Origin of the sequence: Faecalibacterium butyricigenerans, from assembly GCF_020687345.1 — a bacterium.
In the GTDB taxonomy this organism is placed as follows: Bacteria; Bacillota; Clostridia; order Oscillospirales; family Ruminococcaceae; genus Faecalibacterium; species Faecalibacterium butyricigenerans.
Genome location: NZ_JAJEQL010000010.1, coordinates 60700 through 85523 on the forward strand (window position 1 = coordinate 60700; position 24824 = coordinate 85523).

At 58.1% G+C, this 24824-nt stretch carries 25 protein-coding genes and 1 tRNA gene; 4 read left to right on the top strand and 22 right to left on the bottom strand.

Annotated features, from left to right (window positions below; all coding sequences use genetic code 11):
* The first annotated feature begins 3 nt into the window (after positions 1-3).
* The gene (locus LKD23_RS05795) at positions 4-840 is read left to right on the top strand and encodes an N-acetylmuramoyl-L-alanine amidase family protein (RefSeq protein WP_227620850.1); all 837 of its coding nucleotides are present in this window, start codon (positions 4-6) and stop codon (positions 838-840) included.
* Positions 841-1209: 369 nt separating this feature from the next.
* Here the strand turns inward: LKD23_RS05795 and LKD23_RS05800 are convergent, their stop codons facing one another.
* From LKD23_RS05800 to LKD23_RS05845, 10 genes are all read right to left on the bottom strand, one after another.
* Positions 1210-1437, bottom strand: coding sequence for a hypothetical protein (locus LKD23_RS05800; RefSeq protein ID WP_227620851.1), 228 nt, complete (start codon positions 1435-1437; stop codon positions 1210-1212).
* The gene (locus LKD23_RS05805) at positions 1434-2627 is read right to left on the bottom strand and encodes a tyrosine-type recombinase/integrase (protein WP_227620852.1); all 1194 of its coding nucleotides are present in this window, start codon (positions 2625-2627) and stop codon (positions 1434-1436) included. Before LKD23_RS05805 ends, LKD23_RS05800 begins: the two co-directional genes overlap by 4 nt.
* An 18-nt stretch (positions 2628-2645) precedes the next feature.
* Entirely contained in the window at positions 2646-3992 is a 1347-nt protein-coding gene (gene radA / locus LKD23_RS05810; protein WP_412591768.1) for a DNA repair protein RadA, read from the bottom strand.
* A gap of 159 nt (positions 3993-4151) precedes the next feature.
* Positions 4152-4823: a hypothetical protein gene (locus tag LKD23_RS05815; RefSeq protein ID WP_227620854.1), complete on the bottom strand. Its 672-nt coding sequence runs from the start codon at positions 4821-4823 to the stop codon at positions 4152-4154.
* 132 nt (positions 4824-4955) lie between these two features.
* A complete protein-coding gene (locus LKD23_RS05820; RefSeq protein WP_227620855.1) occupies positions 4956-5342 on the bottom strand; it encodes a TIGR04086 family membrane protein in 387 nt (128 codons plus the stop codon).
* 67 nt (positions 5343-5409) lie between these two features.
* Positions 5410-5718: a preprotein translocase subunit YajC gene (gene yajC, locus LKD23_RS05825; RefSeq protein WP_227620856.1), complete on the bottom strand. Its 309-nt coding sequence runs from the start codon at positions 5716-5718 to the stop codon at positions 5410-5412.
* A 72-nt stretch (positions 5719-5790) separates the two neighbouring features.
* Positions 5791-6936, bottom strand: coding sequence for a tRNA guanosine(34) transglycosylase Tgt (tgt, locus tag LKD23_RS05830; protein ID WP_227620857.1), 1146 nt, complete (start codon positions 6934-6936; stop codon positions 5791-5793).
* Positions 6937-7127: 191 nt separating this feature from the next.
* Positions 7128-7313 (bottom strand): DpnD/PcfM family protein, encoded by a 186-nt coding sequence (locus LKD23_RS12965; RefSeq protein WP_227620875.1) that lies wholly within the window; start codon positions 7311-7313, stop codon positions 7128-7130.
* Between the two features lie 64 nt (positions 7314-7377).
* A tRNA-Thr gene (locus tag LKD23_RS05840) sits at positions 7378-7453 on the bottom strand.
* A gap of 51 nt (positions 7454-7504) precedes the next feature.
* Positions 7505-8599: a hypothetical protein gene (locus tag LKD23_RS05845; RefSeq protein WP_227620858.1), complete on the bottom strand. Its 1095-nt coding sequence runs from the start codon at positions 8597-8599 to the stop codon at positions 7505-7507.
* A gap of 67 nt (positions 8600-8666) precedes the next feature.
* Here LKD23_RS05845 and LKD23_RS05850 point away from each other — a divergent pair, with 67 nt between their 5' ends.
* Positions 8667-8954 (top strand): YabP/YqfC family sporulation protein, encoded by a 288-nt coding sequence (locus LKD23_RS05850; RefSeq protein ID WP_227620859.1) that lies wholly within the window; start codon positions 8667-8669, stop codon positions 8952-8954.
* 11 nt (positions 8955-8965) lie between these two features.
* Entirely contained in the window at positions 8966-10111 is a 1146-nt protein-coding gene (locus LKD23_RS05855; RefSeq protein ID WP_227620860.1) for a sporulation protein YqfD, read from the top strand.
* A 112-nt stretch (positions 10112-10223) separates the two neighbouring features.
* Here LKD23_RS05855 and hslO read toward each other — a convergent pair whose 3' ends face one another.
* From hslO to LKD23_RS05915, 12 genes are all read right to left on the bottom strand, one after another.
* Positions 10224-11108, bottom strand: a complete 885-nt coding sequence (gene hslO, locus LKD23_RS05860) for an Hsp33 family molecular chaperone HslO (RefSeq protein WP_227620861.1) — start codon at positions 11106-11108, stop codon at positions 10224-10226.
* Between the two features lies 1 nt (position 11109).
* Complete coding sequence (locus LKD23_RS05865) at positions 11110-11862, bottom strand: class I SAM-dependent DNA methyltransferase (protein WP_227620862.1); 753 nt, start codon at positions 11860-11862, stop codon at positions 11110-11112.
* 4 nt (positions 11863-11866) lie between these two features.
* Positions 11867-12481, bottom strand: coding sequence for a ribosome biogenesis GTP-binding protein YihA/YsxC (gene yihA, locus LKD23_RS05870; RefSeq protein ID WP_227620863.1), 615 nt, complete (start codon positions 12479-12481; stop codon positions 11867-11869).
* 18 nt (positions 12482-12499) lie between these two features.
* Positions 12500-14950 (bottom strand): endopeptidase La, encoded by a 2451-nt coding sequence (lon, locus tag LKD23_RS05875; protein ID WP_227620864.1) that lies wholly within the window; start codon positions 14948-14950, stop codon positions 12500-12502.
* 118 nt (positions 14951-15068) lie between these two features.
* A complete protein-coding gene (locus tag LKD23_RS05880; RefSeq protein ID WP_227620865.1) occupies positions 15069-15608 on the bottom strand; it encodes a Gx transporter family protein in 540 nt (179 codons plus the stop codon).
* Positions 15609-15633: 25 nt separating this feature from the next.
* Positions 15634-17526, bottom strand: a complete 1893-nt coding sequence (locus LKD23_RS05885; RefSeq protein ID WP_227620866.1) for an ABC-F family ATP-binding cassette domain-containing protein — start codon at positions 17524-17526, stop codon at positions 15634-15636.
* A gap of 55 nt (positions 17527-17581) precedes the next feature.
* Entirely contained in the window at positions 17582-18322 is a 741-nt protein-coding gene (locus LKD23_RS05890; protein ID WP_227620867.1) for a YjjG family noncanonical pyrimidine nucleotidase, read from the bottom strand.
* A 124-nt stretch (positions 18323-18446) separates the two neighbouring features.
* Positions 18447-18677 carry a hypothetical protein gene (locus LKD23_RS05895; protein ID WP_227620868.1) on the bottom strand — a complete coding sequence of 77 codons (231 nt, stop codon included), beginning with the start codon at positions 18675-18677 and terminating at the stop codon, positions 18447-18449.
* 53 nt (positions 18678-18730) lie between these two features.
* Positions 18731-20533, bottom strand: a complete 1803-nt coding sequence (locus LKD23_RS05900; RefSeq protein WP_227620869.1) for an SGNH/GDSL hydrolase family protein — start codon at positions 20531-20533, stop codon at positions 18731-18733.
* Between the two features lie 51 nt (positions 20534-20584).
* On the bottom strand, positions 20585-21253 hold the full coding sequence (locus tag LKD23_RS05905; protein WP_227620870.1) for an HAD hydrolase-like protein: 669 nt from the start codon (positions 21251-21253) through the stop codon (positions 20585-20587).
* A gap of 243 nt (positions 21254-21496) precedes the next feature.
* The gene (locus LKD23_RS05910) at positions 21497-21838 is read right to left on the bottom strand and encodes an alpha-helical endospore appendage domain-containing protein (RefSeq protein WP_227620871.1); all 342 of its coding nucleotides are present in this window, start codon (positions 21836-21838) and stop codon (positions 21497-21499) included.
* 68 nt (positions 21839-21906) lie between these two features.
* Complete coding sequence (locus LKD23_RS05915) at positions 21907-22215, bottom strand: YerC/YecD family TrpR-related protein (RefSeq protein ID WP_227620872.1); 309 nt, start codon at positions 22213-22215, stop codon at positions 21907-21909.
* 817 nt (positions 22216-23032) lie between these two features.
* Here LKD23_RS05915 and LKD23_RS05920 point away from each other — a divergent pair.
* Positions 23033-24760 carry a carbon starvation CstA family protein gene (locus LKD23_RS05920; RefSeq protein ID WP_227620873.1) on the top strand — a complete coding sequence of 576 codons (1728 nt, stop codon included), beginning with the start codon at positions 23033-23035 and terminating at the stop codon, positions 24758-24760.
* Positions 24761-24824 lie beyond the last annotated feature (64 nt).

Here is a 24824-nt window from a genome sequence, read left to right on the forward strand (position 1 = left end):
GCAATGGCAACCGGACGTTCAAATCCAAAACACACCCGTAGAAGAAAACAGCGCGGCCCATCTGCCGCGACGGTCATCAGCCTTCTGGTGTGTGTTGTCTGCTTTGGTGCAGCCTTTCTGCTCTGGAATGCTGCACTGTCTGGTACGGGCAGGAATGAGACAGGGGAGTCCTTTCGGCCTGTCGTTGGCGACCCGCCTTATCGGGTCTGTATCGACGCCGGGCATGGCGGGAGTGACCCGGGCGCAAGGGGAGTCGTTGAAGAAAAAGAGATAACGGCTCAGACGTCTGAGGCACTGCTTGCGCTGCTGGAGGCTGATCCCAACTACATCCCTCTGCGTTCCCGGGAACGCTATGACATTACTGCAAAGCCCAGCGAGCGGGCAGAGTCCATCAACGCCCAAAGCCCGCAGCTGCTTCTCTCCATCCACGGCAATTCAGCGCCGGAGGGTTCTGCCGCGTCGGGCTTTGAGTGTTATCCGTCCGTTCCGGGCCGTACATGGCATCAGGAAAGCTACTATTTTGCCCAGCAGCTGGCACAGGGGATGGGGGCCGCAGGCGCAAGACTGCGCGGCCACGGCGGCATCCGATACATCTATTATCAGGGAGAGGCAAAGCAGCTTGTAGAGAGCACCTACACCGAGGTGAGAGGCGAGCGAAGCTTTACGCTGCTGGAAGATGTAAACTGTCCGACCGTTCTGGCAGAACAGTGCTTTGTGACCAGCGAAGAAGATGTGGCACGGTTCGGCAGTGAGGACGGCTGTAAAGCCGTGGCGCGGATCTACTATGAAGCAATCTGTGCATACTTCGGGACACAGCCGTTGGATACGCCGCAGTCATAGGCCGGATGTTCTGAGCGACTCAAATTACCGTGCCCATTCAAAAGGGGAATCATTTCCAGAAAAGTAAATCAGAGAAAAGGCTCAGAGGCCTCCGAAACCTGCGTCATCAGAAGAAGGCAGGAGAAGGGGGCCTCTGTTTTTGAAATTTATATCGTTTCGTATAATGCAGGTTATACGAAATATAGGGGAGTGAAAAAGCCCTCTTTTCCAGATTTCGGGCCTTTCCAGCGGCTTCTGAGCCTTCTGGGCTGGCTAGATCATTTTTTCGCGTTTGGTACAGTTCTGTTATTTAACGCAACACATTTTATATGTTTCTTGCATTCTTTATAATCGTCCGGTCTCTCGCAAAATCTTTTCCAGCTCTAATGTTCAGCACTTCGCCGCTCGATTCGGATGCGGCATACTCACAACGAGCGTTTCTTTTTCCGAGCGGACTGAATAGCTCGTATAATACCATAACGCTGTCTGTCCATTGGGCTTGATCCACTCGGCGTCATCCGCAAGTATCTCATCGTGCAGAATGTTCGACACCAGCCCCCAGCCGCCGGTCAGGATGATGTCCGGTTCGTAGAGCTGTATCTGCTCAGATGTCATCATTTGTCGGTACTCTCCGTATCCGTAAGGCTCGACACATCTACCCGGAAGCCCTCCTGCGCGGCACCCTCAAAGGCCTCCATCGGGCCGCTCGGTTCATCATTTTCAGCCTCATCCGATGAAGGAGCGGCAAATTCCCCTCTGCTCTCCCCTGTCTCCTTTGATGTTGTATCCAAGCGTGCCTTTTTGACCTCGCCCAGCGGGTTCTGCTCAATGGCCGCACGCACCTGAAATTCTTGCAGGTGCGTATAGATCTGGGTCGTGCCGACACTGCTGTGGCCCAGAAGCTGCTTGAGGGTCAGAATGTCCACATTGCCGGTCTGATACATCAAGGTCGCAGCCGTGTGACGGAGCTTATGCGTCGAAAAACCGCGCAGACCCGCCGCTTTCATTGCTCCTGTCACCAGCTGCTCTACCCTGCGGTTGGAAATGCGCTCTTTGCGCCGCCGGGTGATAAAGACAGCTCTTTCCTTGGGGTTCAGGCCTTCCATCGTGTTGCGTTTGTTCAGATAGATCTGCAAGGCCTCAATGCAGGCATCGTTCAGATAGACCATCCGCTCCTTGTGGCCCTTACCGAACAGACGGATCTGCCGCTGTTCCATGTCGATGTCACCGAGATTCATCCCCACAAGTTCCGAAAGACGCATTCCACAGTTCAAAAAGAGCACCACCATACAGTAATCTCTCTCGGGAAAATCGCTCTGAGTCTGGGTGCTTTCCAGTAAGTCCATCGACTGTTCTGCGGTCAGATATTTGGGCAGGACTTTATCCTGCTTGGGCGGCTTGATGGAGGCTGTGGGATTCTCTTTGAGCAAATCGACCTGATTGACCAGATAATCATAAAAGCCATGGAGACTGGCCAGCCGCCGGGCTGTCGAAGATTTTTTGTTGCCGCATTCCCGGTTCAGAAAATACAGGTATTCGTAGACGTCTTCCTTGGTCACGCTACCCCAGAATGCCGTATCAAGGCCCTTGGGGTCAATGTCCTTGATCTCGGCGTTCTCTGCTGCAAGGCCGCGCCGACGCTTCATAAAGCGGCTGAAATTGCGCAGGTCACAATAGTAGCTGAAGGCTGTATTCGGGCTTTTGCCTGCGATGACTTCCAGATAGCGTACATATGCGACGATGTCCGGCGAGGCATCATCAAAGGGTTTGTGTTTTTCGGGGTTTTTCTCATCCAGATAGATCGACATAGCTTCCTCTTCTTATCATTACAGACGATCGGATTTCAGGGCACGGATGGCGTCCGAGATATAGGCGGCTCCCACCAGCTTCATGCCGGGATAGTCGGCGGCATTGAGGTGCGACAGGCTGTGTTTGGGTACAACGGCGCGCTCAAAGCCGATGCGCTCAGCCTCTCGCAGACGCTGCTCCAGATTCGGCACGCTGCGCACCTCACCGCCAAGGCCGACTTCGCCGATGGCGATGAGCTTATCGCTTACCGGGCAGTCCAGAAGCGACGATACCATACTCAGGCAGACCGCAAGGTCGCAGGCAGTGTCCCGCAGCGTGATGCCGCTGACGATGTTGATATATACATCCAGATTGCCGAAGAAGTAGCCTGCACGTTTTTCCAGCACAGCGATGAGCAGGTTCATGCGGTTGTAATCATAGCCGCTGCAGGCCCGCCGGGGGGCCGGGAAATTCGTTTTGGTCGCAAGGGCCTGTATCTCGCTGAGGATGGGGCGGCTGCCCTCCATCGTACAGGCCACACAGTTGCCGGAAACCCCCAGCGGACGGCCTTCCAGAAGCATCTGAGACGGATTCTCGATCTCCTCAAGGCCCTGCCCCGTCATATCGAACATTCCCAGCTCATTCGTCGAGCCATAGCGGTTCTTCGCGGCCCGCAGGATGCGGTATGGGAGCATCTTGTCTCCCTCAAAGTAAAGCACCGTATCCACAATGTGCTCCATGACCTTCGGGCCGGCAATGGCACCGTCCTTGTTGACATGGCCCACGATGAACATCGGAATCTCCTGCTTTTTGGCGACAGCCAGCAGACGGGCCGCACTCTCTTTCACCTGACTGACTGTGCCAGCAGAAGAGGAGATGTCCATGCACCGCATCGTCTGGATGGAGTCGATGACCACAAGCTCGGGCTTTTCCTTCTCGATAAGACCACAGATCTCGTCCACATCGTTTTCGGCGGCCAGATAGATATTGTCCTGCGGGACCTTCAACCGGGCCGCACGCAGCTTGACTTGGCGGACAGACTCTTCGCCTGTGATATACAGCACAGTGTGCTGGTTGGAGATGGCACCGCAGAGCTGCAGCAGCATGGTGGATTTGCCCACGCCCGGCTCACCACTCAGCAGCACGACGCCGCCCAGCACGATGCCGCCGCCCAGCACACGGTCAAGCTCGGAGATGCCAGTCAGAATGCGGCTCTTCTCCTCGGTGGTGCTGATGTCAGCCAGCCGCTTTGCGGTCAGCGAAGTGACGCCCTCCTGACGGACAGGGGCAGCCGCCTTGCCGCCGGTAAGGCCGGCTTTGGGTGCCTCAGCGACCACATCCTCGTTCATAGTATTCCAGCTGCCGCAGCTCGGGCAGCGGCCCATCCAGCGGGGGCTTGTCTCTCCGCAATTGGAGCAGACATATACGGTTTTCAGTTTCGGTTCTTTCATTCTGGACTCTCCAATGTCGTGCTGTTTGCATTACTTTTATATACTTGTATTATCATACCACATCCGGCCCGGAGCCGCAAGAAAACCAGCCGCTTATCCGGCCTGCATCAGACGATTTGCGAGGCACACAAGCCCGGTGGCTGCGCCGCAGAGTGGGCAGAGGCAGACAGTCAGCAAGGCAAACTGTCCTACCAGAAGCTGTGCCCCTGCGGTATGGGGAATGCCACCCCCCTTCCCGCCTCTCCCGAAGGAAAAGGCGTGGATGCGGCTGCTGACCTGTAGGGCGGATGCACCGAAGAGGCAGAGTGCCCCAGCCGCCAGAGCCGTCGGCAGGCTGGCAGTAAGCAGGAATAAAACGAGCTGCTTTCCGCCAAGACCTATCAGAAGCTGTGCCGAGAGCAGACCTGAACCTGTCCCATATAGCATCGCAAATAAAAAGATGGGCAGAGGCCCTACGGCAGAAAGCCCCAGCAGAAGGAACACCGCCGCTGCGCCAAGGACGACAGCCAGTTCTGTCCCAAACAACCCCACGGCCTGCGGCGTGCTGGACGCCGCAAATGCACTGCGCCAGCAGCTCAGGTAATAGGCCAGCGTCTCCATCTCTTCGGCATCACACAGCGCCTGCAGGATGCCCGCCATCAGCGTGCCGAAGAGATAAGCCGCCGCCAGCAGGATGCAGTCCCGGCTGGCTCGAAAGCGCTTCCGCCGGGGTATCTCCTTTTGCGGCGGCTCCGGCGTATGGCTGGTCTGCTCTGCTTCTTTCATAGGGAGCGGCTCCCTCTCCGGCAATAGCGGCACAAGTGTATTCGCTTCTGTTTTCGTTTCCTGATAGACCCACATCGTGTCTTTACCCTCCTGATCTCGTCGTGTATGACCGCTGTAGCGTCTGGCCAGCATTCAGCGCCGCCTGTGCTCTGCACGCAGCATTCCGAAAATACCGCCCAGAACGCCCATCAACAGGACAAGCCCGGCCCGGACGAACTGCATCGTCCCCCACTCACTCTGGTACAGTGTGCCCAGAAGAAATAGCAGCCCCACAAAAAGCGCACCCTCTGCCGCGCCCCAGACAAGCCCTTTTCCTTTCTGCAAGAGCGACATCAACAGACCGCTGAGAAAGCTGCCGAGGCAGACTGCCGCAGTGGCAAGCGATGCCGCCGCGTCCTGCGTCAAACCTTGTTGGACCATCAGCCAGCCGGATCCCGTCAGACATCCGGCCGCTGCCGCACTGCCCAGCCCGAAAACCGTCAGCAAGCCCACTGCCGGAAATTTCTTTGCATCAGACATAAAAACGCGCCTCCCTGCACCTACTGTATGCAGGGAAGCGCGTTTAAAGCACGGATCCGGGAAATTATTATTTCTTGGGGGCGTTGTCCATATTCAGCTTCTCGACGGAGCTGATAGCGTTCTTCGTGAAGCGAATCTTCACGCGGTCAGCACCGGTCTCCAGCACGAAGGTGTCGTCCTTGATGGCGACCACACGGCCGATGATGCCGCCGATGGTGGTGACCTGATCGCCGATTTCCAGAGAAGAGCGCATTGCTGCGTCCTTCTTCTCCTGCTTCTTCTGGGGACGATAGATCATGAAGTAGAGCATCACCAGCATCAGAGCCAGAGTAAAGAAGAGGCTGATGTAGCTTTCGGTCGTAGTCAGAAATTGCATGGGGCAAAATCTCCTCTCAAATTCATATGACCTTATTATACGCGCTTATCCGGCACGTTTCAAGGCCAAATCTCAAATTCGTGTATCAAGCAGCTTGACATAGCGGTCGTGGAAGGCTGTAAAGGTGCCTGCATCCAGCTCATCGCGGATCCGCTCCATCAGATGATTGTAGAACCAGAGGTTGTGCATAACAGCCAGACGCATCCCCAGAAGCTCCTCTGCCTTGAACAGGTGGCGGATATAGGCACGGGAGTAGTTGCGGCAGGCCGGACATCCGCAGGCGGGGTCGATGGGGCGCTCATCCCGCTCGTACTTGGCGTTCTTGATGTTGATGATGCCTCCCCATGTGTTCAGGTGGCCGTGGCGGGCATTGCGGCTGGGCATGACGCAGTCAAAGAGGTCCACGCCCCGGGAGACAGCCTCGATGATGTTGCCGGGGGTGCCCACGCCCATCAGATAACGGATCTTGTCCTTGGGCATATACGGCTCGACTTCGCTGATCATTTCGTACATCACATCGGTAGGCTCACCCACTGCGAGGCCGCCAATGGCGTAGCCGTCGAGGTCAAGGTCAGCGATCTGCTTCATGTGCTCCACGCGCAGGTCGGCAAAGGTGCAGCCCTGATTGATGCCGAAGAGCAGCTGGTCGGGGTTGACCGAGATGCCCTCATGTTTCAGGCGGGCCATCTCGGCCTTGCAGCGCTTGAGCCAGCGGGTGGTGCGCTCACAGCTGGCCTTGGAGTAGTCATGCTGAGCAGGGTTCTCCACACACTCATCAAAAGCCATTGCGATGGTAGAGCCGAGGTTTGCCTGAATCTGCATGCTCTCCTCTGGCCCCATGAAGATGCGGTGGCCATCAAGGTGGGATGCGAAGGTCACACCCTCCTCGGTAATCTTGCGCAGCTTGGCGAGGCTGAACACCTGAAATCCGCCGCTGTCGGTGAGGATGGGTCCGTTCCAGCGGGTGAACTTGTGGAGGCCGCCCATCTCCGCCACCAGCTTGTCGCCGGGACGCAGATGCAGATGGTAGGTGTTGCAAAGCATGACCTGTGCACCGATGTCCTTCAGGTCGTGAGCGGACAGACCGCCCTTGATCGCGCCAGCGGTCGCAACATTCTGGAATGCGGGCGTCTGCACCGTGCCGTGCACAGTCTTGAACTCACCCCGCCGGGCGTTGTGCTCCTGCTTGAGCAGCTTGTAGGTCGTCAAAGAAGGCATAATGTTTTTCCTTTCTGCGCACGGAAAACAGCCGTGCATCCTGTGCCGCGTGGTCAGGCGGCAGTGTTCAGAAATCGTCAGAGTGTTTATATACAGCAAAAAGCCCCATGTGGGGGCTTTTTATTCGGTGTAGCGCCGCGTATCTATTTTAACAGATGCTTACCGATAATGCAACTGCTTTTTGGCTGGAATCAGTGCCCGTGCGTAAAGCTCACCCCGGCAAAGTCATCTGCGGTCAAGATGTAGGTTTTGTTGTTCCACGCTTCATTGACAAGCGGCTTGGCCTCTTCCAAATTTCGGGTCCTTTTTGATTTCCATTTCAAAAAACTTCTCGGGAAATGGGGGTAATCAGAGCCCACATCCCCCTCGAAAGGCATTTTCGCAGACAAACAAAAATCCCCGAAAAGCTAGGCGCGAAGCCACTTTTCGGGGATTTTACTTTGGAGCTACTGATCCGATTCGAACGGACGACCTGCTCATTACGAGTGAGCTGCTCTACCGGCTGAGCCACAGTAGCACATTGCACTCATTGCAACGTGTAGTATTTTACCATAAAAGCCGGGAGCTGTCAATATTGATTCGCAACTTTATCGGACGATTTTTTCATATCTTCTCTGTCGCTTCCAACGGTACGGCTCAGCTCACAGACTGCAAAGCAGCATCCGGCAAAGATCAGCAGCGCACAGTCTGGAGGGAGGCGGCGCATCGTTATGACCTGCCCGCACAGGGTGCTGAAGGTCTCCTGCGCCCGTTGAGGAAGCAGAAGGTAAAACAGCAGTAGGGAAAGCGGCAGATGGAGCAGCCGGGCGCGGTATAGTGGGCGGAGCGTCATTTCCGACGGGCAGATGGTACGCACCTGCATCAGAACAGAAAGTCCCTGTACGCTCAATGCCGCACAGCACAGCATGCTTGCAAACCGACCGCTTTGGGCCGCCAGGTCACAGCCAGAGCAGACTTCCAGCAGCATCGCACAGAAGACTCCCGCGCCGGAGGGCAGCACTTCCCCTGCTCCTGCGGCCAGCATCCGGAAGAACAGGACAAAGGCGCAGAGCTTTACATAAGTCTGTGCGGCCTGTGCAATGATGCTGTCCAGCCGGAGAACACGAGCCTCGGAAAGCTTGACCTCCGACCGCTTTGATGCGAGTGGAGGCTCCAGCCGTGCCAGAAGAGCGGCACACAGATAACCCGCCATCACCTGCGCAAGGAACAGCAGAACGCCCAGCTCTGCGCTGCCCAGCATCGATCGTCCTACCGTCAGTATCACAAAGGAAGGGCCGGAGCAGACACAGGCCGGAAGGATGGCGTCTGCCTCTTGGGCTGTGAGCTGCCCAGAATGGACGGCCTCAGCCGCTGCGCTGGCCGCCGGGGCAAAGCCTCCCAGAAACCCAACGAGGAGCACCCTCCCTGCTGCCGGAGCACGCACCCCGATAAGCCGTTCCACAGGATAAAACGGCAAGCCCAGTACACCCGCTGCCGGGCACTGGATCAGCAGCGTGGATACGATGAGGAACGGAAACAGCGAGAGCAGCAGAGAACCGCCGCAGAGCGTCAGCCCCTCCCGTAAAGCCTGCGCACAACGCTCTGGTGCGGCAAAGGGCAGAAGCCCCGCTGTCAATGCCGCCAGAAAATATCCTGCGTTCCGGATTTTCTCTTTCTGAATCATATGCGCACCCTCCATTTCCATATATATGTGGTAATTGGCAGCATTTTGCACGGCGGGAGGGAGCAGCGTGGGAAGAAAACGAAAGCAAAAATGCTCCCCGCGCGGCTGGTTCCGGCGGTTGTTCCGTCAGCCGCCCCAGAACTTCTACGGACGGGCCTCGTTTTACCTGTGCGGAGGACGGATGGAGATCGAACAGTTCCGGCGCATCCTCTCCTATGAGGAAGGCAAGCTCTGCCTCGAGCTGGGCAGGGGCATCCTGACCGTTTACGGCGACGATTTGAAGATCGAAACGCTCTCTGCCCGGCGGCTCACCCTTTGTGGGCAGATCCTTCGGACGGACTTCTCGAAAGAATAGGAGCTTTTATCATGGAACTGATCCAGCACTGGGCAGGCATCTCCTTTTCCGCACAGAATGGTGATCCCGAAGGGCTGCTGACGGCCGCCGCAGCCGGAAGTCTTCCCCTTTCAGATGTCGTCCCCCGGCCCGGCGGATTTTCGGCCCGGTGCGCTGCATGGCATTACCGAAAGCTGGCTGCTCTGGCCCGCAAGCGGCGGGTGCGGCTGCGCATCCAGAAGCGCTGCGGTCTTTTTTTCCGTCTCCGCCCTCTGTTCCAGCGCCGAGGGCTTTGGGCAGGATGTCTTGTCTTTCTCCCGCTCCTGCTTTGGCTCCAAGGGTTTGTCTGGTTCATCGAGCCGGTGGGGCTGACGCCCGGCCAGCAGGCGCGCGCCGCCGTCGTCCTATGGGAGACCGGGCTTTTCCCGGGAAATGTCGTCACGCAGGACAAACTCACAGCCGGAGAATACGCCCTGCTCCAGAGCGGCGAGTTCTCTTGGGCAAGCCTCAACTTTACAAAAGGAAAGCTGGTGGCAGAAGCAGCGGTCGCAAAGCCTGTGCCCGACATTGCTGCCGGAACGCTTCACGGTCTCCGTGCCAAAGTGTCCGGCACTGTGGTAAGCACGAACCTTGTCAGCGGCACGATGCTGGTCGTCCCCGGGCAGGCAGTAGAAGCCGGTCAGGGCCTCATCGGGACAGCCCGTACCGAACGGGACAGAACGCTCATTTTTCAGCCTGCTGCAGGCATCGTCCGGGCGCAGTTCGAGTGGGAAGACGAGCAGGAAGCGGCTCTTACACTACCCACCGAGCAACTCACCGGCAGGCAGACCGTGCGCCGGACGCTGTTCTGGAATGGGCAGTCGATTGCTCTGCCCTCCCTTCATCCTGTTCCCACCGCATCTGAGGCCAAGGCCGTCATCCGGCACGACCAGCCGGAAGCTTTTGGCATCCCTTTTCCATGTTTCATCGAAGAGACGAGCTATTATTATAAAGAAGTTGTTGATCTGGAGCGGACAGAGGAGCAAGCTCTGGCCATCGCAAGGCTGCAAAGTAAGCAAGCTTTACAGGCAAACTGGCCCGATTTTGAGCTTCTGGCCCGCAAAGAAGACGTTTCTGTCGAAGAAAGCACGCTCCACTACCGGGTCGTCTATACCATCGTGGCAAACATCTGCAAATAAAAATACCGCACTGCCCAGAGCACTTCCGCTCCGACAATGCGGTATGCCGTTCGCAGATCCTGCTTGTACATCAGAAATGCAAACTGCTCTATAATATGGATTTTTGAAGCATTTATTTCTCGTCCGGCGCCGTCTCTGCCAGAAGCTCGTTCAAGTCGAACTCATACTTGGTGTGGCAGAAATGACAGACCACCTCGCAGCGCGGGTCTTCGTCCCGGAGCTTTTCCAGCTCTTTGCGGCCAAGGCTGAGAAGCATATTCTTCGTGCGCTCCTCGCTGCAATCGCACTGATACTGCACCTCGCGGGTGTCAAGAATCTGCGGGTCGAAGCCTGCCATTGCAAGCTCCATCATATCCTGCGGGGTCTTCCCTGCGTGGAGCATCTCGGTGACAGAGGGCATAGCGGCGATGTTCTGTTCCAGACGGGTGATCTCGGCATCGGTCGCACCCGGCAGGAGCTGCAGCAGATAGCCGCCCGCGCAGACGATGGACAGATCCTTGTCCACCAGAACGCCCAGCGCACAGACCGTGGGGATCTGCTCGCTGTAGGCATAATAGCTGGTGATGTCCTCGGCAATCTCGCCGGACACCAGCGGCACCTGACCGACGGTTGGCTCCTTCTGGAGCTTGTTGTCCCGGATGACCGTCAATACACCGTCTTTTCCGACGGCGCCGCCGACATCCAGATGGCCGTTCTCCTTTGCGGGAAGCTCGACCAGCGGATGGTCGATGCAGCCCTTTACATTGCCGTGTGCGTCGGTGCAGGCGATGACGACACCCGCCGGGCCGCCGCCCGACACGCGCAGGGTGATGGAATCGCCATCATCCTTGAGCATTGCGCCCATCAGAGACACGCCGGTGAGCAGACGCCCCAGAGCCGCGCTGCAGGTAGCGCTGGTGGTATGCAGCTTTTCCGCCTTGCGGACGATCTCGGTAGAGTCCACGCCACAGAACACGACGCCGCCGTTCTCAGAAATGCCGCGGATCAGATTCGACATATTATTTATCCTCCAATTGGGTATACTGTTTGACTGCACAGAAGAAGTAGCGCTCGCTCTCATCGGTCAGCGGACCGAAGCTCTCGCCGTCGCAGACGCTCTCCAGCGCAAAGCCGTGCTTTTCCAGCGCAGTGCGAATGGTCTCAAGGTCGTAGGTGTACTCGTAGAACTGCTCGTGGAAGTGTTCCCCCGTCTCGCGGTAGTCGATGTCCACGCTGATCTCCACGCGGCGGTCGGCGGCGCTGTAGTGGTTGCGCCAGACGCAGGAAGCGTCCTCCTCCTCAAAGGTGAAGACGTTCTCCCCCAGCACGTTCTGATGCTTATAGGGCGTATTCATATCGAACAGGAGAACACCGCCCTTTTCCATAAAGAAACCGGCGTTGGCGATGGCCTTGTCCAAATCAGGGATATGATTGAAAGTGTCAAAGGTAGACACTGCCCCCCGGATGGTGCCGTAGAGGTCAAGCTTGAGCAGATCCTGCCGCAGCAGAAGCAGCCCGCCGGAAAGACCGAGCTGCTCGGCCTTGTCCCGGACGACGCAGAGCATCTCCTCTGACTGGTCGATGCCGATCATATCATAGCCCGCCTGTGTGAGCATCAGGGTCAGCTCCCCTGTCCCACAGCCGAGGTCGGCGAGGATGCCGTCACGGATCCCGTGAGCATCCAGCTCCTTGTGGATATGGGCATAGAGCGCATCATAATCCGCTTCACCGTTGAACTCATCGTAGAAATAAGCAAATTCGTTGTAGGCCATAGGGTCACTCCGCGTCCTCTGCGTTTTCTTTGTACTCGGCTGCGATGGCAGCATCCAGCACTGCCTGCAGCTCCGGGATGCCATAGCCATTCTCGCCGCTGGTCAGCACGACCTTCTGGCAGCCATACGGCAGACAGAGCGTTTCGAACTCCTCCTGCGTCTTAGCCAGCTGGCTCTTCTTGAGCTTGTCGGCCTTGGTCAGCGCCACGACGAAGGGGATGTTATGGTAATGCAGATAACGCAGCATCTGAAAATCGTCGGCACTGGGGGCGTGGCGGCAGTCGATGAGCTGGACGAGCAGGGTATGATGGCGCTGCGCCTCGAAGTAGCTGTTGATGAGGTCATCCCAGCGCTCACGATCCGCATTGCTCACCTTGGCATAGCCGTAGCCGGGCAGATCGACGAAATAGCAGTCGTCCACGGCGTAGAAGTTGATGGTCGCTGTCTTGCCCGGCGTGCTGGACACGCGGGCGAGGTTCTTACGGCTGCAAAGCTTGTTGATAAGGCTGGACTTGCCCACGTTGGAGCGGCCGGAGAAGCTCAGCTCCGGGCGGTCGCTCTCGGGCAGCTGGCTGGAGATGCCGTAGCTTGCAATGAAATCCGCTCTATTATAGTTCATAGCTGCGTTCCTTTCGTCTCAGCAGACCGCGCCCGTCTGCGGCTTTTCGGTCGGCTGCGGCAGGGCCGCAGCCTCAGCGGGCTTTCCCTTCTTGGCACGGGGATGGCCCGCCGATACCGTCTTTGGCTTGAGGAGTGCGGCAGCGAGCACCTGCGACAGATTGGACATGGGCAGGAACTCGATGTTCTTCTTGACCTCGTCGTCCACCTCGTACAGGTCGGACAGATTATCCTTCGGGATGAGGACGGTCTTCATCCCCTCGCGGTACGCCGCCATGCTCTTCTCCCGCAGACCGCCGATGGGCAGCACATTGCCGTGGAGGGTGATCTCGCCGGTCATGGCCACATCGCCTCGCACCGGGATGCCGGACAGGCAGGAGATGAGAGCAGTGGTCAAAGTGACACCGGCCGAGGGGCCGTCCTTAGGCACTGCGCCCTCGGGGGCGTGGATGTGCAGGTCGCACTTCTTGAGGCGCTCCGGGTCGATGCCGTACTCAGCGGCATGGACCCGGGCGTAGGTGATGGCCAGCTGTGCGCTCTCCTTCATCACATCGCCCAAAGAGCCGGTGACGGTGATCTTACCGCTGCCGTTGTCGATGACCTGCACCTCGATGGGCAGAGTCTCGCCGCCGATGCTGGTCCATGCCAGACCATTGGCGATGCCAATGGCATTGGTGCGGTTCAGGAACTCGGGCTTGACCATCCGGGGACCGAGCAGCTTTTCGAGGCTGGTGCCGGTGACGGAGACATTTTCCGCCTCGCCGGATGCGATCTTCCGGGCGCACTTGCGCAGGACGCTGGTGATGGTACGCTCCAGATTGCGGACACCGGCCTCGCGGGTATAGCCGTCGATGATGCCGTAGAGGGCGCTCTGGGAGAAAGCGACCTTGCCGGTCAGACCGCAGGCATCCAGCTGCTTGGGCACCAGATGCTTGCGGGCGATGTTGTACTTTTCTACCCGGGTGTAGCTGGGCAGCTCGATGACGTCCATACGGTCGCGCAGCGGGCCGGGGATGGCGCTGAGGTCGTTGGCCGTGGTGATAAAGAGCACATGGCTCAAATCAAACGGCATATCAATGAAGTGGTCGTTGAAGGTGCTGTTCTGCTCGGGGTCGAGGGCTTCCAGCAGAGCGGCGGCCGGGTCGCCCCGGAAGTCACCGGCAAGCTTGTCGATCTCATCCAGCAGCATCAGCGGATTCGAGCTTTTTGCGGTGATCATCGCACTGATGATTTTGCCGGGCATCGCGCCGATGTAGGTGCGGCGGTGGCCGCGGATCTCAGCCTCATCCCGCACGCCGCCGAGGCTCAGACGGACATACTTGCGGTTCAGGCTTTCGGCGATGGAGCGGGCGATGCTGGTCTTGCCGACGCCCGGAGGGCCGACGAGGCAGATGATCTGGCCTTTGACGTCCGGGGCCAGCTTACGGACGGCCAGCACCTCGAGGATGCGGTCCTTGACCTTCTTCAGGCCGTAGTGGTCACGATCCAGCACCCGCTGGGCCTTGGCGATGTCCAGATCATCCTCCGTGAAGGTGTTCCATGGCAGGTCGAGGCAGGTATCCAGATAGGTGCGGATGACCGTCCCCTCCTGATTGCTGCTCTGCATCTTGGAGAGGCGGTCCACCTCTTTGAGGAGCTTCTTCTCCCGTTCCTCATCCAGATGGAGAGCGGTGATCTTCCGGCGGTACTCCTCGGCTTCGGCGGTGGTGTCGTCGTCCTCGCCCAGTTCCTCGCTGATCATGTGGAGCTGCTCGTGGAGGTAGTAGTCGCGCTGGTTCTTGTCCATCGCTTCGTCCACCTTCTGGGCGATCTCTTTGTCGATCTCGAGCATCCGGCGCTCCCGGTGCATCTTCTCGATGAGCAGGCGCAGACGGCCCATCAGGGTGCCTTCGTCCAGAATGGCCTGCTTGTCCTCGAAGCGGAACAAGAGGTTGGCCGGGATGTACTCCGACAGGAAGGCAGGGTCGGTGCTGGTGGTGATAGCAAATACCACATCCTTACCGATATGGGGATTCAGCGCCAGAAGCTCGTCGAAGCTCTTTTTGACGTTCCGGACGAGGACATCTGCCTCCGGCATTTCCTCGGGCTTTGCCATCTTTACCGGAGCCGGGCGGACCGTGGCCAGCAGGAAGCTGCCGTCGTCCTCCATCTCGGAGAGCTTGGCCCGGTACTTGCCTTCGACCAGAATGCGGACGAGGTCGTCCGACACCCGCATCACCTGCTTGACCTCGGCCACGACGCCATAAGTATAGAGGTCGGCGGACTTGGGCTCTTCGACCTTCATCTCCTTCTGCGCCACGAGGAAGACGTCCGAGTTGTTGCTGACGGCCCACTCCACAGCGGCGATGCTCTTCTCGCGGCCCACCTCGAAGTGGAGCAGATTGTTGGGGAAGACCACCAGCCCGCGCAGGGCGATGGCCGGAAGATGGAGAACGCTCCGCTCCACCTTGACCGTAACTTTTTCAGACATAGTGCAAAACCTCCCAGCCGTCCCTCGGATGCGAGTCACCCATAAGGGCGGCTTTTTTGTAGGGTCAAATCAAATCTATCATTTTATTATAGCGAAAAACTTCTTTCGATGCAACTGTTCAGCGCTTTTCCCGGGTGTTGTAGCCCAGCCGCCCCAGTGCGGGGAGGATGGCTTTGAGGGTCAGGGATGTGAGCGCGCCCATGATAAGGCCCAGCACCAGCATCACCGGCGCATAATAGAGCGACATCGCCGAGGACAGGATAAGTCCTGCGCCGAGCAGCTGGCCGACGTTGTGGGCCAGTGCGCCGCAGACCGACAGGATGAACCATGTGGGCTGGAACGGGAGCTTATAGTAAAGCACCCACATCACCAGCAGGGACAGCAGGCCTCCGCAGAGGGAGAGAAAGCCTGCCGTTCCCCCGGAGACGAGAAAGACGAACAGCGCCTTGAGCAGGTCGAGATACAACGCCTGCCGCACTCCCATGAAAAACAGTGCATACATCACCACGATGTTCGCAAGGCCCAGCTTCATGCCCGGCGCAAGGCCCGGGATGACCAGCGTGCCCTCGAGAAAGGAAAGGGCCATCGCCAGCGCAAACAGCAGGCCAGAAAGTGCGATCTCGTGTGTTTTCTTCGGATCATGATCTCGGTTTGCCATTGGCGCTCCCCCTTTGTGCCGCAGCTTATTCTTCGCCTGCGGACTGCTCGTATTGCTCCTGCTCCTCGACAGCGGCTTCCCACGCGGCAAAAAGCTCGTCCTGATGGAAGCGCAGGTCGCTCAGCTCGTCGCTTTTTTCCCGCAGGAGCTGCGGGTCGTTGTAGACCTCCGGTGAGTTGATCTCGTTTTCCAGCTCGACTTCCCGGGCACCGCAGGCCTCCATCTCGTCCTCGCAGGCTTTGATCTTGGCGCGCAGCTCTGCCCGGCGGCGGCGCTGTTCCTTGCCGTAGCCTGCCTTAGCAGGCTCGCCGCTCTTCTCTGCCACGGGGGCAGGAGCGGCGCGGCCCATCAGGGCATCGTAGCTGGGATAAATAACCGCTTTGCCGTCCTCAAGATAGAGGATGGGGCAGGCCAGACTGTTCATCAGATGACGGTCATGGGTGACGAGGAGCAGCGTGCCGGTGTAGGCCATCAGCGCCTCGGTCAGATTTTCGCGGGTGTAGATGTCCAAGTGGTTGGTCGGCTCGTCGAGGAAAAGCAGATTCGGCCGTTCCAGCACGATCTCCGCGAAGCGCAGACGGGCCAGCTCGCCGCCGGACAGGGCTTCGCAGGGCTTGAAGACCGTCTCCCCCCGGAAGCCCAGCTTCGCCAGATGGCTGCGGACTTCCAATTCGGTCATTCGGGGGTATTTGTTCCAGATGACGTCGATGACGCGGCCTGCGCCGATGCGGTTCTGCTGCTGGGCAAAGATGCTGGGCCGTGCGCCCGTCCCCAGACGCACCATACCGCCGGAGGGACGGCGCTTGCCGTCCAGCACTTGCATCAGGGTGGACTTGCCCGCGCCATTGGGTCCGGCGATGATGAGCCGCTGGCCGCGGCAGACCGTATAGGTAAAGGGCTCCAGCAGAGTCCGGTCGCCGATCTTGATGGTCAGGTTCTTGAGCAGCACCAGCTCATTCCACGGTTCTACGTCGTATTCGAAGCGGAATTTGAGCTGATTCGTCTCGTCCTGCGGAGCCTCTGTGATCTCCAGCTTCTCCAGTTGTTTGCGGCGGCTCTGGGCCATCTTGGTGGTGGAGGCGCGGACGAGGTTGCGGTCGATGTAGTCCTGCAGCTTTTCAGCCAGCGCCACATCGGCGTCGTGCTGCTTCTGGCGCAGGGCGTCAGCGGCTTCTTTTTGGGGCAGGTAGGCCGAAAAGTTGCCCTTATAGGTGGTCATGGTCTGGAAGGAGACCTCCCAGATCTTGGTACAGACATTGTCGAGGAAATAGCGGTCGTGGCTGACCACAAGGACCGCACCGGAGTAGCCCTTGAGGTAGCTTTCCAGCCATTCCATCGTGGCAAAATCCAAGTGGTTGGTCGGCTCGTCCAGAATAAGGACATCCGGCTTTTCCAGCAGGAGCTTTGCCAGACGCAGACGGGTCAGCTCACCGCCGGACAGAACGCCCACATTCTTGCTCCATGTATCCTGCGCAAAGCCCATGCCGGACAGCACCTTTTTGATGTTGACGTCCATGTTGTAGCCGTCGGCCGCGTCGATGATGTTTTGCAGCGCATCGTGCTTTTCCAGCAGCGAAGGGTCATTTGGAGCGGCCGCCATCTTCTTTTCCAAAATCTGCATCTGGGCCATCGCGTCCAGCACAGGGGCAAAGGAAGAGCGCATCTCCCCGTAAATATCAAGTGTCGTGTCAAGCTTTGCGTTCTGTTCCAGATAGCCCAGCGTCACGCCGTGGGTCACACTGAATTCCCCGTCATAGTCGGTGTAAACGCCGGTCAGGATCTTGAGGAGCGTCGTCTTGCCCGCGCCGTTCTGACCCACGATGCCGATGCGGTCTTCCTTTTCTACACTGGCGCTCACGTCGTGCAGGACGACCTTTTCGCCAAAGCTCTTTCCGAGTTTTTCCAAATGAATCAGCATAATAATCTTCCGTGTTCTTTTCCAGTAGGGGGTGGATACGGACGTCCCGCCGCCGTTACGGCTGATGGCGGCGGTGCTTGAGGCCGAGGTTCGCCAGCTCTTCCGGCTCCATCACCAGAGGATACAGCTCTTCCAGTGAGGCGATCTCGTAGGTAGGTGTCACCTTGCCCGGGTTCTCCGCATGGCCGGGATTGAACCAGCAGGTATCAAGACCTGCATTCACGCCGCCCTGAATATCGCTGGTGAGGCTGTCGCCCACCACCAGAACGTGCTCCCGGTTTTCCACGCCCAGTGCGCGAAGAGCGGCGTCAAAGATGCGGCGACTGGGCTTTTCGCTGTCCAGCTTCTCAGAGACAAAGACGTCCTCGAGGTAGTTCCGGATGCCCGACTCCGCCACCCGGCGGCTCTGTACCTTCTCGAAGCCGTTGGTCACGACCGCCAGCGTCGCCACCTCCGAAAGCTCGCCGAGGACATCCAGCACATTGGAGGTCATCAGGTCGGGGTGGGTGGACAGGCGCTCGAGGTAGCAGCGGTTCATCTCCACGCCATCGCCTGCTGCATTGATGGCCTTGAGGAAGCGGGTAAAACGCTCCCCCATCAGCTTATCGCGGCGGATCTGGCCTTTTTCCAGCTGACGCCACAGCTCTTCGTTGATGGTGCGGTAGGTCTGCACCGTCTCGGCGTCCGGCTCGATGCCATATTCCACCAGCGTTTCAGCCAGAGCCTTGCTTTCGGCAGCGTCGAAATTCAGAAGCGTATTGTCCGCATCGAAGAGGATGCAATAGTATTTTGCCATTTGTCTTTCCCTTCTCTATCATTTTTTCGTGCAGCCCGCCGCTCAAAAGCGGGCGCGGCAACGGCTGCGGTTTGAGAACAGCGAGAAGCCAGCCCCGCCCGGCAGAGCTGGCTTCTCGTAATTTTTATCCTTCCAGCGTCATTTCATAAGCTTCCTCGTCAGACTGCTCCGGTAGATTGCCGCCGCAGTCCGGCTCCGGCTTACAGGAGCACTCTTTTGCGATGCACTTCGCCATCTGCTCCTCCGTCACGCCGTTCTCGATATTCTCCCAGTCCATGTCGTAGTAATCCACGTTGCCGTCCGTCACATCTTCTGCACCGGGCAGCCCGGGAACTCGCATTTCTTCACAGACCATCGGCTCGCCTCCTCTCGGCCCAGCCTATGCAGCCGGACGCAGAAGGGTGAAACTTATTCTGCCTTGCTCTCGGTTTCCTTGCTGGCAGAGGCCTCGGACTTGGATTCCGCCTTGGACTCCGAGCTGGACTCGGCTTTGGACTCCGGCTTCGATTCCGACTCTGCCTTGGAACTGCCCGACGTGCTGGACGATGCAGACGAGGAGCTGCTGGTGCTGTGAGAGGAGCTGCTGCCGGAACTGCCAGAAGAACTGCCGGAAGACGAGCTGCTGGAACTGCCCGAGCTTGCAGAGGAAGACGAAGCGGATGTACTGCCGGAAGAACCGGCATTGGACGAGGACGAGCTGCTGGCAGGAGCAGACTCGCTGGACACACCGCTGCCGATGGTGATGGTCAGGGTGTTGCTGCTCACCTTGCAGTCGTTATAGGTGACGACTGCGTGGATCTTGTAGGAGGCGTTGACCATCGAGCTGTCCACCACAACGGTGATGGTGGATTTGCCCGCCGCCTGCGTGACCTCCTGCCCATTGGCGTACCAGCGCAGATGTTCGGCCTTGGCATACTTGCCGCTGAGGTTGGCCTTGAAGGTATAGGAGCTGCCCACAGCCCCCTTGCCCTCGCTGGTGATGTGGACGGACGCAGCGCCAAACACCGCCGTGACATCCAGATTCTGCTTGAAATCGGTATCGGTGCGGGTCTTGCTGGTGAGACCGTCGCTCCACTTGACGAAGACATAGCCGTCCGCCGGGACAGCCGTCACCGTGATAGACTTGCTGGGGTCGGTGACGGTATAGGTCACAGAGTTGTTGCCGGTATCGCCGCCCACGCTCAGGGTGCCGCCGCCGTTCTTGTCCACATGGTAGTGGGCCTCGAACTTCTTGCCCTCGCTGGAGCTGGTGCTCTCACTGCTGCTCGAGCTTTCGGAGCCGCTGGCGCTTTCGCTCAGGCTCCCGCTGGAGCTTGCAGCCTCCGAACTGGGCGCGGCCACTGCGGAGCTGGGGTTGGAGACATATTCCATCGTGCGGGTGGGGATGTTGTTGGTGTCCGGGCGGCGGTCATCGGTCTGACAGGCGTGGGTGCGGATATAATTCAGCACAGCTTTGAGGCCGACGCTCTTGAGATGGATGTCGCCGCTGGTATAATAGTCCGCGATGCCGTAGCCGTCGCTGCCTTTGAGAGCCTCGGCAGAGTTGAGAAAACGGACTCCCAGCTGCTCGCACATATTCAGAAGAGCCATATTGAAGTCGTCGATCTTGGACTGGTCCATGTGGGGATAGTTGGAGTGATCGACCGGGACAGGCGGCACGGTGTTCACGATGATGTCGGTATAGGGGTAGCTCTGCTGGACGGCTTGAACCAGCGCCGTATAGTGGGCGATGAAGTCCGAGACTTCCATCCCGGTGTCGTTGGTGCCGAAGGTCATGACCACCCGGCGGGGTTTCATCATGGCCACAGCCTGCGGGATGGTGTAGTGGTTCGAATCTTTCTTAAAGGTAACGATGCCCTCGTTGAGCGCCGCCTGCGTACCGATGCCCTCCTTCGCGCAGAACTGCTGCAGCGAGATAAGGCCGTTGTTGTAGAGGCGGACGGTATTGGAGTCTCCCAAGAAGAGGGTGTCGTTCAGGTAATCCGCACCGGCGTCGGCGGTCTCCGTCAGCAGGGCGGCAGAGGCGTTGTCGATCTGGTAATGGCTCGACAGGTCTTCGCCCGGAGCGGGGTCTGCCGCCGGCTCAGAGACCGAGGGCGCGGGGGCGTCGCCGCCCTTTTTCAAGAGCGCGGTCGTGATGCCGAAGGTCAGCAGCACGGCCAGAACACAGAGAACGCAGACCAGAACGGCCCGCTTCTGCATGAGAGTCATATTTTCTTTTTCCGATTGCATTTTTCGACTCATAAACACGATTCCTCTCGTTCAGGAATGGGAAAGCTCGTCCACAGGGCGGAGGATCCATTCCGTCAGTTCCTTGCAGTCTGCGGCCATAAAGACCGGTGCAAAGGGGGCGACCTCCTCCCTGCTGCCGTAACCGTACAGCACCGCGGCGGCGTCCAGCCCGCAGTTCCTTGCGCCCTGCATATCGTCACAGCGGTCGCCGACCATCAGCACCCGCTTGCCCTGCATGACCGGCTGGTCGAGGACATGACGGATGACGTCCGTCTTGTTGTCACGGCTCTCGTCCATTGACGCGCCGCCCACGAACGAAAAGTAGGAGGAAAGCCCCTGCTCTTCCAGAATGGGCGTCACGACATGGGTGGGCTTGCAGGTGGCCGTGCAGAGGGTCAGCCCTGCGGCCTTGAGGCGGCCCAGCATCTCCACCACGCCGGAGTAAGCATCTCCCTCATGGCTGCCCTTGACGGCATAACTCGTGCGGTAGCGCTCGGTGGCCTCCTCGATCTTGGCAGGGTCCGAGAAATGCTCGCCAAAGCTCTTGCGGAGGGGCGGGCCAATGTAGCGGTTCAGGTCGCTCCGGGCGACATCCACGCCCATCGCCTTAAAAACTTCTTCCAGTGTATTGAGAATGCCGGGGGCGGAATCAATGAGCGTACCGTCCACGTCAAACAGGATCGCATCGTAGTGCAGCAAGGTCAGGTTCCCCTTTCTCTTAGATAAACACCATATAGTATAGCACAGATTTCGATATTCAGCAATTCCAACAAAACACTTTTCAGACTTTTATACATATTTTTATGCAGGCCTCCGCTGCACAAGCGCTCCCGACGCCGGGCATTCGCTCTGTATTTTCCGGGAACAGCAAGGCCCCTCTGCGCAGTCCGTCCTGCACAGAAGGGCCTTTTGTCCGTTTTTACTTTCTCCTCTCACCTGACATCAGCTCTCGGTGGTGGTGCAGGTGTTGTTCTCCGTCGAGGGATAGTAGAGGTTGTTGGCGATAAATTCCAGCTTCTCCTTCAGCACCAGCTCAAGATTCGCCACGGCGTGGACCATGTTGGTGGCAGAGTCGTTGACCTCCAGCAGCTTGCACAGGTCAAGCTCCTCCATGCTGAGGGCCGCCTTCATCTTCTGGGTCTCGGCACAGAGGATATGGCTCAGCGCCGACTCCTGCAGAGCGATGCTCTCCATCAGGTCGATGACTGCCTGATCGAAGGTAACGCGCGGCAGGGCGGGACAATCGCAGGCAACACAGTGGGTGCAGTTGGTGGTATCAGCCATAAGAAGGACCTTCCTTTCTCTCATAGGGATAGGGCACAGTCCATCCTATGTGCAGCCCCGCCCGGATGTCACTCCGGCTTTGCGGCCTTCTGTACCTTCTCAATGGTATCGCGGTAGCCGCCGGAGCCATACTGGATGCAGCGGTTGATGCGGCTGATGGTGGCGGTGCTGATCTCCACAGCCTTCACGATCTGGTCGTAGGTACTGCCGTTGAGCAGAAGCTTCGCCGCTTCCAGCCGCTGGGCCATATCGGAGATCTCCTTGACCGTGCAGAGGTCCTCAAAGAAGTTATAGCACTCCTCCCGCGTCTCCAAACTGAGGATCGCATCGAACAATGCATCGGTGGTGGGGTTTCTTCTGGGGTTTTTATCCGCCATAGCTGCCTCCTTTGCGGCACTTCATGGATAGTAATTCAACTTTTTCATGCGATGGCAGCAGCATGGAATCACCTATTTATGCTGTTTTCCTGCTGCACGATTTTTTGCCTTGCTCTTGTGATAGAATAGAGGATCTTTCATACTCTTGTTACGTTAGTACTTTAGCACTTGAAAGCGTAAAAGTCAAGCATTTTGATTTTCTTTGGCAAAGATTATCAGATTTCATCTGTCGTTGTGTTCAGTTTTATTCATCTCACGTTTGAACAAAAATCGTCTAAAATTTCTTATCTTCGCCGCCGCAAAAATGGAAGAGTCTCCTAACTTGCCCAAAATATATTGACAAATTATGAAATCGGGACTAAAGTATACACAATCATTCGGCAAATGCAATGAACAGGACATGACTTTTCGCATTCCCTGCGCTCAGAGAGCCGCCATTCCGGTGCAAGGCGGCAGCACAGTGCGATCAGCCCTCACCTGCGAGCAGCCTGCGTGAACCCCATTTTGGGCAGTAGCGCGTGGCCGTCCAGCCCACGTTACAGGGCAGCGTATCGGTGGCCAAACGCCTGTACGCGCAAGCGGCTGCTCCTGAAAGCAGCAAACGAAGTGGTACCGCGGAGAACGACCGGTGTGCATACGCCGTTTGGCCTTCGTCTTCGAGGAAGATAGGATGCATCCTTGTGTTCTATCCTTCCAGTGAGGACGGAGGCTTTTTTCACCCTCCGGGCCGTTTCGCCTGCTCTGCTTTTGGGCACAGCCGCCCTGCCTGACACATTGCCGGTTGCCGGTGTGAAAGAAAGGAAAGAGGTATAGAGAAATGAATACGCTGGTCATCGTTTTGATCGCAGCCGTGTGTCTGTTCGGCGCTTATACGCTGTACGGCCGCTGGCTGGCCAACAAATGGGGCATCGACCCCAAAGCCAAGACTCCCGCAGTCGTCCACGAGGACGGCCGTGACTATGTCCCCACCAACGGCTGGACCGTCTTTGCACATCAGTTCAGCTCCATTGCCGGTGCAGGCCCTGTCACCGGTGCCATTCAGGCCGCAGCCTTTGGCTGGCTGCCCGTCCTGCTGTGGGTGCTCATCGGCGGCATCTTCTTCGGTGCTGTCACCGACTTCGGCGCTCTGTACGCTTCCGTCAAGAACGACGGCAAGAGCATGGGTATGCTGATTGAAAAGTACATCGGTAAGACCGGCCGTAAGCTGTTCCTGCTGTTCTGCTGGCTGTTCTGCGGCATCGTTATCGCTGCCTTCGCAGACATGGTCGCCGGCACTTTCAACGCCTTCGGCGCAGACGGTGCTCTGGTCGAGGCTGCTCAGACCAACGGTGCTGCCGGTATGGTCTCTATCATGTTCATGGTCTTTGCAGTCGTCTTTGGTCTCATCCAGAAGAAGTTCAACTTCTCCGGCTGGAAGGAGAGCGTCATCAGCATTGTCTTCATCGTGCTTTCCTTCGTCATCGGTGCAAACCTGCCGATCATTCTGGGCAAGGCTGCATGGAGCTATATCACCTTCGTCTACATCTTCTTTGCCGCTGTTCTGCCTATGTGGCTGCTGAAGCAGCCCCGTGACCACATGACCACCTTTATGTTCGTGGCCATGATCGCCGGTGCCGTTGTGGGCCTGCTGGTGGCTCATCCCACCATGAACCTGCCCGTCTTCACTGGTTTCACCAACGAGAAGCTGGGTACCATGTTCCCCATCCTGTTCGTCACCGTGGCCTGCGGTGCTGTCTCCGGCTTCCACAGCCTCGTCTCTTCCGGCACTTCCTCCAAGACCGTCGAAAACGAAAAGGATATGCTGAAGGTCGGCTACGGCGCAATGATCCTGGAGAGCCTGCTGGCTGTTCTGGCTCTGTGCGTCGCCGGTGCTGCAGCTGCTGCTGACGGCACTCCCGCTGCCGGTACTCCGTTCCAGATCTTCAGCCGTGGCGTTGCCGGTTTCTTTGAGATGTTCGGCGTCCCCGCTTATGCTGCTACCGTCTTTATGACCATGTGCGTTTCCGCACTGGCCCTGACCAGCCTTGACGCCGTGGCCCGCATCGGCCGCATGAGCTTTCAGGAGCTGTTCAGCGTCGATGATATGGAGCACGCTGAGGGCTGGCGCAAGCTGCTGTGCAACGTCTACTTCTCTACCTTCATCACTCTGGTGTTCGGCTTCATCCTGACCAAGATCGGCTACGCCAACATCTGGCCCCTGTTTGGTTCTGCAAACCAGCTGTTGAGCGCTCTGGTTCTCGCCACTCTGTGCGTCTTCCTGAAGGTCACTGGCCGCAACAACAAGATGCTCTTCCCCCCGCTGGTCATTATGCTCTGCGTCACCTTCACTGCTCTGGTGCAGCGCCTCATCGCTATGGTAAAGGCCATCAGCAATGCTGCTTCTGTCACCATCCCTGCCGGTGAGACCACTTGGGGCGCTGTGTTCATCGCCAATGGCCTGCAGCTCATCCTTGCTGTTCTGCTGATCGTTCTGGGCCTGAACATCGTGTTCCACTCCGCCTCCGCCTACAAGAAGGCGGAGCACAACAGCGAGGTCAACGTCTGATTTTACTGACCGCTGTTTGACTGAATAAGCGCAAAACGCCGCTGACGGTTCTGAAGCCGTCAGC